We start from the raw sequence: 14,962 nt of genomic DNA, 5'->3' as shown, positions 1-14,962 counted from the left end.
AGGCGTTATGCATTTAAAGAGTAAGCTATGTCCAATATTACCTTTGGAACGGGTGTCAAAATGATTAGTCGCAATCAAGCAACCCACTTCATTTCTATGGGCTTGCTGTTTCTGAGCTCAACCTTATTTTGCGGGTCTTCAATCGCTCAATCTACTGACTTTCAGCCAGTCTTTCAGAAAAGCGTCTCAAATCTGCGTAATCAGCGTTATTGCGAAGTTCTGGTAGGCAAGCGAGCTTGGCTCAATTTGGAAGTAAAGGTATTTAATACACAAGGACTTAATCTTTGCCCTGAAGCCCAGTGGAAAGAATTAACTAAAGACTCTATTTCTAAAAAATTTGATGCGTCCTTTGTCCTGTTAAATGGCCCTCGTTATTGGACGATGGATGAAATACAGGCAGCAGGAAGTACTGTCAATGACGTCAAAGAATCCTTTGGCGGTATGGAGATGAATTTACGGGCAACTATCCAGTTGAGCTTGCTCAAGCAATTGATGGGTAGCAACCAATACACTCCCAATGAAATTTCTCGTACTACCAATTTCATTTATAGAGTTGGTAGCGCCGTATATGAACTCACCTCCCCTGGAGGTGACGTGTACGTGATGCAATCTTATTCACAAATAGTTAATCCCGCCCTCAATATGAAAGATCTCCCGGTATTGGGTGAGCAGTTGAAATTACCTGCTGGCTGGACTTACCGCAGCCGGGTACTCGATCAAGAGCTTTCTTTGGTAGCCAATGGCATTGCCTATGTACTGCAGGACAATTTATCCAATAGCTACCAGAGAAGGTAGTGTTGTGATGTTACTGCCAAGCCTTTTGAAGTCTCAAAAAGTCGGCATTAATGTATTCCGAGCTCTGTAGTTGATGTGGAAATTCCAAAGAAAAAATCACGTACAGTGCGAATCCCATCAAACCTAAGTACAGGGCCGTCAGGAACCAATCTTCTTCCTTCTTAACTGCCATCGAGTAGCCGCTTAGCAAGGCCCCTATTGAGAGTAGAGCAAATAAAAAACGTTCAATAATTGCAGGAGGATGATGTTTTGCGTTGAGTATCCCCTCCAGGTAAATATCTAAAAGGTGGGTGAGTTGAGGTCTTAAAACGGTATTGGCTAAATCCTTGGTACTAGCCGGTGCTCGAGGTATTGCCTCATTAATTTCTTCATTTAACTTATTTAATAATTTGCCCATGGCATCGAGTTTGCCATCGAGATCATCAAATGTTTTGATGTCTTCGTATACAGAAACTCTCAAGGCAATCATTTGCTGTAATGTATTTTTAACAATAGCCTGATCTTTCGAGTTTAGGTAACTGCTAGATTGATAGACTTGCTTCACACTATTTGCCTGATCACGTATGACGCGCATTCGAGTATCAAAGTGTTCGGCGGCATTGGAGAAAGTAAAGCCAAGCACTAGCGCCGAAAGCCCAAAAATTGCTGTTGCCAATGAATCTCTAACGACAACGTGTTCGGTGGTGCGAGTCCGATGTCTGCCATAGAGCCAGCCTATCAATAAGAACGTCAGGATGGACGCAAAAAATATGAGGGGCGCATATTTAACGATACCGAGGTGATTCCCAAGAAAATAATTCATACCAAGCTCTCGTAAGGTGGTGTGGCTATATTGATAAGTTTGTTTAGTGTAATAAAAAACCGCCCGAAGGCGGTTAATTATTTGATGACCTGAAGGGTTGACTTACTCAACAGCCTTAACCATCTCTTCAACCACCTTCTTCGCATCTCCAAAGACCATCATGGTTTTATCCATGTAGAAGAGCTCGTTATCTAAGCCGGCATAACCGGCCGCCATCGAACGCTTATTGACAATGATAGTTTTGGCTTTAAATGCTTCCAAGATTGGCATACCAAAAATTGGGCTGCCTGGAGTACGAGCTGCTGGGTTTACCACGTCATTTGCACCAAGCACCAGAACTACGTCAGCCTGACCAAAGTCGCTGTTGATGTCTTCCATCTCAAATACTTGGTCGTATGGAACTTCAGCTTCGGCCAAGAGTACATTCATATGACCAGGCATACGACCTGCTACTGGGTGAATCGCATACTTCACCGTCACGCCATGATGAGTCAACTTTTCAGTCAATTCTTTCAATGCATGTTGAGCGCGAGCCACTGCCAAGCCATAACCTGGAACAATGATCACAGTGTCAGCATTTTCCATGAGGAAAGCCGCATCTTCAGGCGATCCTGTTTTGTAGTTCTTAGGGCCGCCATCATCGCCACCGCCTGCAGCAGCTTCAGCACCAAAGCCGCCAAGCAATACAGCCAGAATGGAGCGGTTCATCGCCTTACACATGATGTAAGACAGAATCGCACCAGATGAGCCTACGCAAGCACCCGCAATAATCAATACTGGGTTGTTTAAGGTGAAGCCAATACCGGCCGCTGCCCAACCTGAATAGCTGTTCAGCATGGATACAACCACCGGCATATCAGCGCCACCGATAGGGATGATCAAGGTCACGCCCAATACCAAAGCAACGGCACACATTGCCAAGAAAGCTGCGTGGCTATCACCCATGTAATAAGCAATACCAGCGCCAACCATTGAGACAGCCAAAATCAAATTCAGCAAATGTTGACCAGCGAAAGTAACTGGCTTACCACTGACTTTGCCGGATAACTTACCAAATGCAATGACAGATGCGGTAAAGGTAATGGCACCAATAAACGCGCCAATGAAAAGCTCAATCTTCTGTGCACCAGTATGGTCATGCGCTGGATTAAATACAGCAGCGATCGCAATTAACACAGCTGACAAACCTACGAAGGAGTGCATCAAAGCAACTAACTCAGGCATCTTGGTCATTTGCACGCGTTTAGCGGCAAGCGTTCCAATGATTGCGCCACCCACAATTGCAACACCAATCAATGAGATGACAGGTTTGAAATCAGGAATGAAGAAAGTAGTAAAAACGGCTAACAACATACCAATCATGCCAAAGGTATTGCCTTGACGTGAAGTGGTTGGTGAAGACAAGCCACGCAAAGCGAGGATGAACAACACCGATGAAATGAGATAAGAAATGGCGGTTATGTTTGACATAGTTTTGGTCTCTATATAGGTCTTGTTCTAGGTTTATTTGGTTCCAGCCGCATCAGCTTTGGGAGCTTTTTTCTTGAACATTTCAAGCATGCGACGGGTGACCATAAAGCCACCAAAAATATTGATAGACGCGAGGAATACCGCTACTGCACCGATGATGCTGGTGAGGGTGATTTCATCGCCACCGATAACTTCAGTTTGGAGCAATGCGCCAACGATGATGATGCCGGAGATGGCATTAGTAACCGCCATTAAAGGCGTATGCAATGCTGGCGTTACGTTCCAAACTACGTGATAGCCAACAAAGATGGCTAATACAAACACGGTAATGTTTTGAACGGTGAGGATGCTTTGAAAGGCAGCGAGATCCATATTGTTTCCTTAGTATTTTTACTATTAGTTTTTGCGGATGGCTTGGCCATCACGACACATTAAGCAAGCAGTAACGATGTCATCATCACTTGGGATAACTAAATTGGCTTCTTTATCCACAATGAGTTTCATGAAGTCGAGCAAGTTGCGTGAGTAGAGTGCAGAAGCATCTGCTGCAACCATGCTAGCTAAGTTGGTGTAGCCAACAATTTTCACGCCATTTACATCAATTACTTTGTCTGCTTGCGTTAATGGGCAGTTACCTGAGCCGTTATCACCTTTGCCAGCAGCCAAGTCGATCACGATCGATCCTGGCTTCATATTGGCAACAGTATCGCTATGCAAAAGCACAGGCGGCTTTCGTCCTGGAATCAATGCAGTAGTGATTACGATGTCAGCTTGTTGTGCGCGCTCTGCAACCAAAGCCGCTTGACGCTTCATCCAGGCTTCAGGCATCGGGCGGGCATAGCCACCAACGCCTTGAGCAATCTCACGCTCTTCATCGGTTTCATAAGGAACGTCAACAAACTTCGCACCTAAAGATTCTATTTGTTCTTTAGCGGCAGGACGCACATCAGATGCTTCAATCACAGCGCCAAGACGTTTTGCTGTGGCAATTGCTTGCAAGCCTGCAACACCAGCACCCAAGATCAATATGCGAGCAGCTTTCACGGTTCCTGCAGCAGTCATCAACATTGGCATGAAGCGTTGATATTCGTTAGCCGCAACCAATACTGCTTTGTAACCAGCAATATTTGCCTGTGAAGATAAAACGTCCATGCTTTGTGCGCGGGTTGTGCGTGGTGCGGCCTCTAAAGAGAATGCAGTAACACCTTGCGCAGCCATCGCTGTAATCATGTCGTTATCAAACGGATCGAGCATGCCCAAAAGCACAGCACCGGATTTGATTTGTTTGAGTTCGGCCGCTTCAGGCGCGCGTACTTTGAGAACAATCTCTGCCCCGAATGCATCTGCAGCGCTTCCAATACTTGCACCGACAGCTTCGTATGCAGAGTCAGGTTGACTGGCTTTTACACCGGCATCTTTTTGAATAACGACGGTATGACCTTGACCAATTAATTTTTTAACGGTTTCTGGTGTGGCGGCTACTCGAGTTTCCCCAGGCCTTGTTTCCAGTGGCACTCCTATGCGCATGGCATGTCTCCAAAAGCAAAATTTATAAAAAGTCTATTTTATAGATAAATAGGGTAGGTTTTACCTACTTATTGGGCCCCCAGGTATACCGGTTATGGTTTTGCCTAAAATCATGCGAAGCCTGGTTGAGGCTTCTACAATGGGGTTTATCTGTCTACAAGTATTTTCGCATTTTTTTGATGATCCAGCCTAATTCTTCCTCAATCCCATCTTCCAGGCCCAAAAAGGTCGTTATTGGCATGTCTGGAGGGGTAGATTCGTCAGTTGCTGCCTGGATGCTCAAGGAACAGGGCTTCGAAGTTATTGGCCTTTTTATGAAAAATTGGGAAGATGACGATAACGACGAGTACTGTTCTGCTCGTCAAGACTGGCTCGATGTGGTTTCGGTCGCCGATATGATCGGAATAGACGTTGAAGCAGTCAATTTTGCTGCCGAATATCGTGAGCGCGTATTTGCTGATTTCTTACGCGAGTACGCTGCAGGGCGAACACCCAATCCTGATGTTTTATGTAACGCCGAAATTAAGTTCAAAGCTTTCTTAGATCACGCCATGAGTTTGGGCGCCGATGCTATTGCAACAGGTCACTATGCGCGTGTACGTCACGATGGCGGCAGAGTGCAGTTGTTGAAAGCTGTCGATGCCAGTAAGGACCAAAGTTATTTCTTGCATCGCTTAACGCAGCAACAATTGGCAAACGTGATGTTCCCGCTTGGAGAAATTCCAAAAACGGAAGTCAGAAAAATTGCAGAGCAAATTGGTTTGCACAATGCTAAAAAGAAAGACTCCACCGGTATTTGCTTTATTGGTGAACGTCCTTTTAGAGAATTCTTAAATCGCTATTTACCGCGCGTACCTGGCCCGATAAAAACCCCAGAAGGTAAAACAGTTGGCGAGCATATGGGCTTAGCTTTCTTTACCTTGGGTCAACGCAAGGGTATTGGTTTGGGTGGTAGTCAAGATGGCAATGGTGACGCTTGGTATGTAGCGCGCAAGGATGTTCCTAATAACACCTTGTATGTAGCGCAAGGCCACGAACACCCGTGGCTATTGGCTAATCAGCTTGCTGCGATGGATGCCAGTTGGGTTTCTGGTGCGGCACCAACACCCGGAAATTATTCTGCTAAGACCCGTTATCGACAAGCAGACTCTGCTTGCACTTTGAGTGCTGGTGCTGAAGCACTAAGCTTCGACTTAAGTTTTCCAGAAGCGCAGTGGGCTGTTACTCCAGGGCAATCTGCTGTCTTGTATGACGGAGATATTTGTTTGGGTGGTGGAATTATTTCTGCATAATTTTGATCAGCAAGTAGTAGATACAAAAATGCCAATCAAAACTGATTGGCATTTTTTCTTCAGCGACAAGTTAATTAAGCGGCCGGTGGCTCGGTTTCAATAAAAGAAGGTCGCTGTAATAATTTTTGATACAGACGATCTAAATTTGGATATTGTGTTTGCCATTTCACTTCTGGAAAGCGAAATAATAAATATCCGATTGCGCAACCTACGGCGATATCTGCCAAGGTGATTTGATTGCCGTGACACCAAGCATTTCCACCCAGTTGTTCAGACATTTGACGTAAGGCATCATTGATCTTACCCATCTGGCGGTCATACCAAGTTTGGCTTTGTTGTTCTGCTGGGCGCAAGGTGCGCTCTAAACGGGCCAAAATGCCAGCATCCATCACTCCGTCTGCTAGCGCTTCCCAAGTTTTCACGGCGGCACGTTCACGATTATCTGCTGGAATGAGCTTGCTGACTGGGCTTAGGCCATCAGCGTATTCAGCGATGACGCGGGAGTCATAAATAGCCTCGCCATCGTCAGCCATGAGGCAAGGAACCTTGCCAAGGGGGTTGTTTAGGGCTATTTTGGTGTCTGCAGCCCAGACATTCTCTAATTCAAGGTCAACATCAACCTTTTTCTCGTTAAAAACAATGCGTACTTTGCGTACATAGGGGCTGGTGAGGGATCCGATAAGTTTCATGGGCTCAAGTATAGCGATCCTATTTGGGGTTTGCTGTATGCCAGAACGCATTAAAATCAGCTTTTATTGACATATTCAATGCAAAGGCAATATTCGTGAGTCAGCCGCTTTCAACCCTCAATGCCCTTTCACCCCTAGATGGCCGTTATGCCGGAAAACTGGATGCCTTGCGTCCATGGCTTTCTGAAGCCGCTTTTATGCGCCAACGTGTTTTTGTAGAGATTCATTGGCTCTTGGCGTTGGCTTCTGCCGGCTTGCCTGATGTCCCAAAAATTAATGCTGCTGACGAAGCTTTTTTACTTTCACTTCCAGAAAACTTTTCTGATGCGGATGCCCAGCGTATTAAAGATATCGAAGCGGTAACTAACCATGATGTAAAAGCAGTGGAGTACTTCTTAAAAGAAAAAGTTGCTGGACGACCAGATTTATTAAAAGCAAGTGAGTTCATTCACTTTGCTTGTACCTCAGAAGACATTAACAATACTTCTCATGGTTTAATGTTGCGCGGTGCCCGCGATGAGGTGCTCTTGCCGCAACTCAGAAAAGTACTTTCAGTATTGACTGATCTCGCGATTGAGAACGCTAAAGTTCCTTTGCTCTCTCGCACTCATGGCCAGCCAGCCTCACCAAGCACCTTGGGTAAAGAGATCGCCAATATTGCCAAGCGTTTAGAGCATGCGATCGAGTCTATCGCTGCTGCCCCTTTACTTGGCAAGATGAATGGCGCAGTAGGTAACTACAACGCTCACATATCAGCCTATCCTGATTTTGATTGGGAAAATTTTTCCAAGAGTGTGGTTGAAAAACGTCTAGGACTAACATTTAATCCCTATACCATTCAAATTGAGCCGCACGATGGAATGGCTCAGCTCTTTGATGCGATCGCTCGTGCCAATACGATTCTTTTGGATATGGACCGTGACTTCTGGGCTTATATCTCTGTTGGTTACTTTAAGCAGCGCACTAAAGCAGGTGAGATCGGTTCATCAACTATGCCCCATAAAGTGAACCCGATTGATTTTGAAAACTCTGAAGGTAACTTGGGTGTTGCCAATGCATTGCTGCGTCATCTTGCAGAAAAATTACCAATCTCTCGTTGGCAACGTGACTTGACTGACTCTACAGTATTGCGCAATCTAGGCCCTGCATTTGGTCATAGCGTATTGGCTTATGACAGCGCCTTGCGCGGCCTTGGTAAGTTAGAGGTAAATCATGCTGCAATCGCTGCTGATTTAGACGCATGTTGGGAAGTATTGGCTGAGCCGGTACAAACTGTGATGCGCCGTTACGGCATCGAGAATCCCTATGAGCAGTTAAAAGAATTGACTCGTGGCAAAGGGATTAATCAAGCAGACCTGCAAACCTTTATTCGTGGTTTGAAAATTCCTGAGGATGCAAAAGCCCGTTTGTTGGAGATGACACCATCTTCTTACCTAGGTAAGGCGGTCGAATTGACCGAACGTCTCAAAAAGTGAGTTTGACTACCAATTCAGAATACGGGGCGCGTCCCAGGGTCTGGTTTGCTGCTTATCAATTGCTATGGCATCTCTTATTGCCATTAGCATTTATACGTTTAGCTTGGCGTGCACGTCACGCCTTCTCCTATCTTCATCACATTCCTGAGCGATTGGGCTTTGGCTACAGCAAGCCTATTACTCGGGGCTCTATTTGGATTCACGCGGTTTCGGTAGGTGAGACGCGCGCTGCTCAACCATTGATTGAAGCCTATCTTGCCAAGGGCGAATCTATTTTGCTCACCCACATGACTTTGAACGGACGTCGCACTGGCAAGCAGTTATTTGCTAAAGAGATTGCTGCTGGGCAAATTCGTCAAGTCTATTTGCCCTACGATCTGTGCTGGACTGTAGAGCATTTTTTGAAGACATTTAAACCTAAGTTTGGCCTCTTCATGGAAACTGAGGCATGGCCGACTGTGGTCTTTCGTTGTAAAGAAATTGGTTTACCTTTATTTCTAGTTAATGCCCGTCTCTCCGAGAGAAGCGCTAGACGCGTTAATCGATTTGGTAAAGCGGGGCGCGCATTATTCCAGGCCTTTACGGGAATCCTGGCGCAGACTGCGTTTGATGCTGAGCGTTACCGTAGCCTAGGCGTTAAAAATGTGGTTATTACCGGCAATCTGAAATTTGATGTTCCACTCGATCCAAAATTGCTTGCTGAGGGTAAAGAATGGCAAAGGGAGCTACATGCAGGAAATCGCTTGCTGGTATGTGCAGCGAGCACGCGCGATGGAGAGGAGGCCATCATTCTGAAGGCTTGGAAAGATTTACTCTTAAGTAATGCATTTGCAACTCCTCCATTACTTTGTCTGGTTCCGCGCCATCCCGAGCGCTTCGCAGATGTAGCAGATCAAATTAGCAATGCTAGTTTCAAGTTTCGCCGTCGTAGCGAGTGGTCTGGCATTCCGAGTGAGTGTGCTGGATTGGATATTGTTTTGGGCGACTCCATGGGTGAGATGCCGATGTATTACAGCGCTTCTGACTTAGTGCTTATGGGTGGAAGCTTGCTGCCCTTTGGAGGTCAAAACTTGATTGAGGCTTGTGCAGCTGGCTGTCCTGTTCTTTTGGGTGAGCACACCTATAACTTTCAACAGGCTGCCTTAGATGCGATTGATAGTGGCGCAGCTAAACGCATTCATGGCGAATTGCTTTTAACGGAGCCAATAGCTTTAATGGAGGCTTTGAAAGAATTACTTCTGAATACTGCTGAGCTGGCGAAGATGGGTGCCGCTGCTCAGGCTTATTCAACTGAACACCAAGGTGCAACTAACAGAATCCTAGCGGCCCTTGATCAACAATACTGACGTGAACTAAGAAGGCTTAGTTAGACCCGCGCTCCGTAGTTGGGATCATCTTTGCGGGCATCATCATCTGGCTTTTTATCACCCTTCACTAAATCTTCGCGTGTCACACCAAGCCACATAGCCAATGCCGCAGCAACGAAGACAGAAGAGTAGATACCAAACAAAATACCAATGGTCAGCGCTAATGCAAAGTAGAAGAGTGTTGGACCTCCAAAGACCAGCATTGCCAGGACCATCATCTCAGTACTGCCGTGAGTGATTACGGTACGGCTGATAGTGCTTGTAATTGCGTTATCAATGATTTCGCGGGTATTCATCTTGCGATATTTGCGGAAGTTCTCACGAATACGGTCAAAGATCACCACAGATTCGTTTACTGAATAGCCCAGAACCGCAAGAACAGCCGCCAACACTGAGAGGGAGAACTCCCACTGGAAGAAGGCAAAGAAGCCTAAGATAATGACAACGTCATGTAAGTTCGCAATGATGCCGGCAAGCGCAAACTTCCACTCAAAACGGAAGGATAGGTACACCACGATGCCAATGATCACAAAGATGAGTGCTTTTAAGCCATCAATAGCCAGCTCTTGACCAACTTGTGGGCCAACAAACTCAACGCGTTGCAATTTCACACCAGTAGCGGCTGGTTCAAGCGCTTGCATTACTGCCGTGCTCTGATCGGCAGAAGAAATCAACTTGCCCTCAGTATCTTTTTGCAGTGGCAGGCGAATCATGACATCGCGTGAGCTACCAAAGTTCTGAATCTGAGTATCGGCATAGCCGAGCTTCTCAACCTTGGCGCGAATAGAGTCCAAAGGCGCAGTTTGTGGATAGCTGACTTCCATCACCGTACCACCAGTAAATTCGATGGAGAGATGCAGGCCGTTATGCCAGAGGAAAAAGACTGCAGCTAAAAAAGTGACTAAAGAAATCGCATTGAGCACCAACGCATGGCGCATAAAGGGAATATCTTTTTTAATCCGGAAAAATTCCATGTCTTATTTCTCCTGTGGGCGCCAAACTTGGCCAATAGCGAGTTTTTGAATCTTCTTATGTCTGCCGTACCAGAGGTTAACAAGGCCACGCGAGAAGAAGACAGCCGAGAACATTGAAGTCAGAATACCTAGGCAATGAACCACTGCGAAGCCTTTGATAGGACCTGATCCAAATGCCAATAAGGCTAGACCGGCAATCAAAGTCGTTACGTTAGAGTCCAGAATCGTTGCCCAGGCTTTATCGAAACCAACGGCAATTGCAGTTTGCGGTGCGGCCCCATTGCGTAACTCTTCACGAATACGCTCGTTAATCAACACGTTGGAGTCAATCGCCATACCGAGAGCCAAGGCCATCGCGGCGATGCCAGGCAAGGTCAGAGTTGCTTGCAACATTGACAACACCGAGATGAGCAAGAGCAAGTTCACGGCCAAAGCAACAACAGAGAAAGTGCCAAATAGTAAGTAGTAGGCCATCATGAAAATCGCGATAGCTGTAAAACCGATTAAGAGCGACTTAAAGCCCTTCTCAATATTTTCTGCGCCAAGACTTGGTCCAATAGTGCGTTCTTCAATGATTTCCATTGGTGCTGCTAATGACCCGGCGCGCAAGAGTAGAGCTAAGTCATTCGCGCTCTCGGTAGTTGGCTGACCAGTGATCTGGAACTTAGAGCCAAACTCACTTTGAATGGTGGCGATGGTGAGCACTTCGCCTTTACCCTTTTCAAACAAGATCATGCCCATCGGCTTGCCGATATTTTCGCGAGTCACTTCTTGCATAACGCGACCACCAGCAGCATCTAGGGAGATGTTGACTGCAGGGCGTTGGTTTTGGTCAAAGCCAGCGCTAGCATCCGTAATACGGTCGCCACTGAAGATGACTGATTTTTTAAATACGCCCAAACGGTTTTCACCAAAGCGGAAAGTATCCATGCCTGGAGGAGGAGTTTCGCCTAAGGCGATGGTAGACACCAAGGGGTCAGCCAAGCGAGACTCTAGAGTTGCTGTGCGACCAATGATGTCTTTGGCACGAGCAGTATCTTGTACACCAGGTAACTGCACAACAATACGCTCAGCGCCTTGTTGTTGAATCACTGGCTCCTTAACAGCTAACTCGTTCACACGCTTATTCAGGGTGATGATGTTTTGCTTAACGGCGTTATCTTGAATGGCTTTAAGGGCGGATGGTTTAAATTCACCTACCAACTTAGGTAGCGAGCCATTTGATTTAATGAGCCAAATTAGTTCAGGTTGTGTCGTTGTTAGCAATGAGCGTGCTTGTTCAGCATCTTCGACATTGGCGAAATTAATTGAGATGAAATCAGCGCCACGCTCAATACCTTGATGGCGAATGCTCTTGTCACGTAATTGACTGCGAATATCGCCCGCCAAGGAAGTTACTTTTTTCTGGACTGCGCCCTTCATATCCACTTGCAAGAGGAAATAGACGCCGCCACGCAAATCAAGACCTAGTGGCATTGGTAATGCGTTGATTGCACTTAACCAGCCCGGAGTATTAGACAGTAGGTTTAAGGCAACGGTGAAGTTGGGATCATTTTGATCTACATTTAATTTTTGCTGCAAGAGATCGCGTGCGCGTAACTGAATATCAGTGTTATTAAAGCGAACTTTAATGGAGCCTACATTGCCAGCGACTTCGAAGAAGAGGCCGGTGTTATTAATGTTGGCTTCTGCAAGAATCTTTTCGACACGAGCCTGCGTTGCCAAATCAACCTTGATGGTTGGCTTGGCAGACGAGACTTGAACTGCTGGAGCCTCTCCATAGAAATTGGGTAGTGAATATAGTCCGCCGATTAGCAATGCAACGGCAATGACTAGATATTTCCAGAGAGGATAGCGATTCATATTGAGATACTTTTAATCAAACAAATTATGCGGATGCATTAAGCAGACTTCAGTGTGCCTTTTGGCAATACTGTGGTGATGGCACCTTTTTGCATGTGCACTTCAGTGCCAGCAGAAATTTCAACGGTAACCACTTGGTCTTTCAATGCCGTTACTTTGCCCATGATGCCGCCAACAGTAACAACCTCATCACCAACGCCTAATGACTCGAGCATTGCCTTAGTTTCTTTTTGACGCTTCATTTGTGGGCGAATCATGATGAAGTACAAAACTGCAAACATCAAAATTAAAGGGAGAAAGCTCATCAAGCCACTGGAATCTGCGCCCGCTGCAGGAGCTTGGGCAAAAGCGTTACTAATCCACATACAAAACCTCCGTTAATTACCAATTAAAAACTGCGATATTTTTCGACCTTTAAACCGATGGCCGTAACCCGCAATTCTAAACTGTGTGGGGCTTTGGAGGTGATTTACAGGGGGTTTTGCCCCCTGTAGGGCTATTAGTCCTGTCCAGGCTCAACACCACGCTGGCGATTGCTATGAAATTCCTCACGATAGGCGCTAAAGCGGTCTTTACTCAGAGCCTCGCGGACTTCAGTCATCAGCTGGAGGTAGTAGGACAGGTTATGGATGGTGTTTAGCTGAGACCCTAGGATCTCATTCGCCTTTTGGAGGTGATTTAAGTAGGATCTGGTGAAGTTTTGGCAGGTATAGCAGGCACAGGTAGGGTCTACCGGTCGATCATCGTCCTTGTACCCAGAATTACGGAGCTTGAGGTCGCCAAAGCGGGTAAAAAGCCAGCCATTGCGGGCGTTACGGGTTGGCATCACGCAATCGAACATATCAATACCTAGGCTAACGCCCAATATCAGATCTTCTGGAGTGCCAACACCCATTAAATAATGAGGCATATGTTCTGGCAATTTGGGCGCAGTGAAATTCAGAATCCGCTCAAACTCGGGTTTGGGCTCTCCAACTGATAAGCCGCCAATAGCAATCCCATCAAAACCTTGCTGGCTTACGGCATCTAAAGAAAATTCACGAAGATTCTCGAACATGCCACCTTGGACAATGCCAAAGAGTCCGTTGCCAGTGTGGAGCTCGCGGAAGCGCTTAAGGGAGCGATCACCCCATCGCAAAGACATTTCTAGTGATGCACGAGCTGTTTTTTCAGAGGTGGGTTGACCTTTGATTTCATAAGGAGTGCATTCATCAAACTGCATCGCGATATCGCTATTGAGCACCGCCTGAATTTCCATCGACACTTCTGGAGACATAAATAATTTGTCGCCATTAATTGGAGATGCAAAAGTAACACCCTCTTCAGAGATCTTGCGCAGCGCACCCAAACTAAATACCTGAAAGCCACCAGAGTCAGTGAGGATCGGTTTGTCCCAACCCATAAAACGATGCAAGCCACCATGTTTTTTAATCACATCTAATCCTGGTCTTAACCAGAGATGAAAGGTGTTGCCCAAAATAATTTGTGCCTTGGCTTCATTCAAATCACGCGGCGTCATTGCCTTGACGGTGCCATAGGTTCCTACGGGCATAAAGATTGGCGTTTGCACGCTGCCATGTGGAAGGTCAAGCTGACCAAGGCGGGCTGGGCTTTGCGAGTCGCGCGCCAGGATATTGAAGTGAACAGGTTTGGTCATAACTTTGGATTCTCGAGTCGACAAAGAAACATCGCATCTCCATAGCTGAAGAAGCGATACTTCTGATGAATGGCATGTTGATAAGCAGCACGGATGTTATCCATTCCTGCAAAAGCGCTAACCAACATTAATAAGGTAGATTTTGGCAGATGAAAGTTGGTTAACAAACAATCTACCGTTTTAAATTGGTAGCCGGGGGTAATAAAGAGATTAGTCTCACCGCTACTTTTCCCGCTAGCAGCCTGGCTCTCTAGGGCGCGCAGACTAGTAGTGCCTACCGCAACAACTCTGCCACCATTTTTCTTGGTGACCTTAATTGCTTCTAATGTCTCATTGGGAATGGAGAACCATTCGTAGTGCATCTTATGTTTTGAAAGATCTTCTTCGCGTACAGGGGTAAATGTTCCTGCACCGACATGAAGTGTGACGGTTGCGTGATTTATGCCAGCATCCTTTAGCTTTTGCAAAATTGCTTCATCAAAATGTAAGCCTGCTGTTGGGGCAGCTACCGCCCCTGGATTTTTGGCAACTACCGTTTGATAACGCTGCGCATCTTCACCGTCCGGTTGATGCTCAATATAGGGGGGCAATGGGAGCTCACCAAAACGCTCAAGCAAAGAAAACACATTCTCCGGAAAGCGAACCTCATAAAAACGTCCGTCGTACCCAATCATCTCTACAGGAAAGGTTTCGCCAGCCTGATTGTGAATATGAACAGTGATTCCAGTCTTAGGCACCTTAGAGGCTCTAATTTGTACCCAAGCCTGCTTTTCACCGCTAATGCGTTCAATGAGCAGTTCCACGTTCCCGCCAGTCTCCTTTTTGCCGTGTAAGCGCGCAGGAATAACCTTGGTGTCATTAAAGACTAATAAGTCCCCGGGCTGAACAATGCGCAGAATGTCCTTAAACTGTCGATCTACCAATTGGACGTGATTTGGCCCATCAGCCTTGACCTCTAAGAGGCGGCTATCGGTTCTATTCGCCAAGGGATGTTGGGCGATTAGTTCGGGTGGGAGTTCGTAATTAAAGTCGGAGAGTTGCATAGCATTAC

Annotated in this window: 13 protein-coding genes and 2 pseudogenes; 5 read left to right on the top strand and 10 right to left on the bottom strand. The window is 46.3% G+C overall.

Annotation, left to right across the window (positions count from 1 at the left end):
- Positions 1-27 precede the first annotated feature (27 nt).
- Positions 28-795: a hypothetical protein gene (locus ICN44_RS03545; RefSeq protein WP_216262740.1), complete on the top strand. Its 768-nt coding sequence runs from the start codon at positions 28-30 to the stop codon at positions 793-795.
- A 10-nt stretch (positions 796-805) separates the two neighbouring features.
- On the opposite strand, the gene ICN44_RS03540 is transcribed toward ICN44_RS03545, so the two are convergent.
- The 4 genes from ICN44_RS03540 to ICN44_RS03525 form a co-directional block, all read right to left on the bottom strand.
- A complete protein-coding gene (locus ICN44_RS03540; protein WP_216262739.1) occupies positions 806-1,597 on the bottom strand; it encodes a hypothetical protein in 792 nt (263 codons plus the stop codon).
- Positions 1,598-1,699: 102 nt separating this feature from the next.
- Positions 1,700-3,067 (bottom strand): NAD(P)(+) transhydrogenase (Re/Si-specific) subunit beta, encoded by a 1,368-nt coding sequence (locus ICN44_RS03535; protein WP_216262738.1) that lies wholly within the window; start codon positions 3,065-3,067, stop codon positions 1,700-1,702.
- A gap of 33 nt (positions 3,068-3,100) precedes the next feature.
- The gene (locus ICN44_RS03530) at positions 3,101-3,439 is read right to left on the bottom strand and encodes a proton-translocating transhydrogenase family protein (RefSeq protein WP_011903634.1); all 339 of its coding nucleotides are present in this window, start codon (positions 3,437-3,439) and stop codon (positions 3,101-3,103) included.
- Between the two features lie 24 nt (positions 3,440-3,463).
- The gene (locus tag ICN44_RS03525) at positions 3,464-4,594 is read right to left on the bottom strand and encodes a Re/Si-specific NAD(P)(+) transhydrogenase subunit alpha (protein ID WP_216262737.1); all 1,131 of its coding nucleotides are present in this window, start codon (positions 4,592-4,594) and stop codon (positions 3,464-3,466) included.
- 179 nt (positions 4,595-4,773) lie between these two features.
- Here ICN44_RS03525 and mnmA point away from each other — a divergent pair, with 179 nt between their 5' ends.
- Positions 4,774-5,886 carry a tRNA 2-thiouridine(34) synthase MnmA gene (gene mnmA / locus ICN44_RS03520; protein WP_216262736.1) on the top strand — a complete coding sequence of 371 codons (1,113 nt, stop codon included), beginning with the start codon at positions 4,774-4,776 and terminating at the stop codon, positions 5,884-5,886.
- Between the two features lie 74 nt (positions 5,887-5,960).
- Here the strand turns inward: mnmA and ICN44_RS03515 are convergent, their stop codons facing one another.
- Entirely contained in the window at positions 5,961-6,575 is a 615-nt protein-coding gene (locus ICN44_RS03515; RefSeq protein ID WP_216262735.1) for a glutathione S-transferase, read from the bottom strand.
- A 95-nt stretch (positions 6,576-6,670) separates the two neighbouring features.
- On the opposite strand from ICN44_RS03515, the gene purB reads away from it, so the two are divergent.
- The 3 genes and pseudogenes from purB to ICN44_RS03505 all read left to right on the top strand — a co-directional run.
- On the top strand, positions 6,671-8,050 hold the full coding sequence (gene purB / locus ICN44_RS03510; protein ID WP_216262734.1) for an adenylosuccinate lyase: 1,380 nt from the start codon (positions 6,671-6,673) through the stop codon (positions 8,048-8,050).
- A gap of 108 nt (positions 8,051-8,158) precedes the next feature.
- Positions 8,159-8,233: pseudogene (locus ICN44_RS12405) on the top strand (hypothetical protein); the annotation flags it as partial.
- Positions 8,200-9,396, top strand: a pseudogene (locus tag ICN44_RS03505) (3-deoxy-D-manno-octulosonic acid transferase); the annotation flags it as partial. The pseudogenes ICN44_RS12405 and ICN44_RS03505, both read left to right, overlap by 34 nt.
- A gap of 20 nt (positions 9,397-9,416) precedes the next feature.
- Here ICN44_RS03505 and secF read toward each other — a convergent pair.
- The 5 genes from secF to queA all read right to left on the bottom strand — a co-directional run bounded on the left by secF (position 9,417) and on the right by queA (position 14,954).
- The gene (gene secF, locus ICN44_RS03500; protein ID WP_216262732.1) at positions 9,417-10,391 is read right to left on the bottom strand and encodes a protein translocase subunit SecF; all 975 of its coding nucleotides are present in this window, start codon (positions 10,389-10,391) and stop codon (positions 9,417-9,419) included.
- A gap of 3 nt (positions 10,392-10,394) precedes the next feature.
- Entirely contained in the window at positions 10,395-12,254 is a 1,860-nt protein-coding gene (secD, locus tag ICN44_RS03495; RefSeq protein ID WP_216262731.1) for a protein translocase subunit SecD, read from the bottom strand.
- Between the two features lie 38 nt (positions 12,255-12,292).
- A complete protein-coding gene (gene yajC, locus ICN44_RS03490) occupies positions 12,293-12,619 on the bottom strand; it encodes a preprotein translocase subunit YajC (protein WP_215320955.1) in 327 nt (108 codons plus the stop codon).
- Between the two features lie 134 nt (positions 12,620-12,753).
- Entirely contained in the window at positions 12,754-13,911 is a 1,158-nt protein-coding gene (gene tgt, locus ICN44_RS03485; protein ID WP_216262730.1) for a tRNA guanosine(34) transglycosylase Tgt, read from the bottom strand.
- Positions 13,908-14,954: a tRNA preQ1(34) S-adenosylmethionine ribosyltransferase-isomerase QueA gene (queA, locus tag ICN44_RS03480; protein ID WP_216262729.1), complete on the bottom strand. Its 1,047-nt coding sequence runs from the start codon at positions 14,952-14,954 to the stop codon at positions 13,908-13,910. Before queA ends, tgt begins: the two co-directional genes overlap by 4 nt.
- Between the last annotated feature and the right edge of the window lie 8 nt (positions 14,955-14,962).

Source organism: Polynucleobacter sp. JS-Fieb-80-E5 (genome assembly GCF_018882015.1).
In the GTDB taxonomy this organism is placed as follows: domain Bacteria; phylum Pseudomonadota; class Gammaproteobacteria; order Burkholderiales; family Burkholderiaceae; genus Polynucleobacter.
The sequence above is the reverse complement of the archived record's forward strand: the minus strand, read 5'-3'. Positions and strand labels throughout refer to the sequence as shown.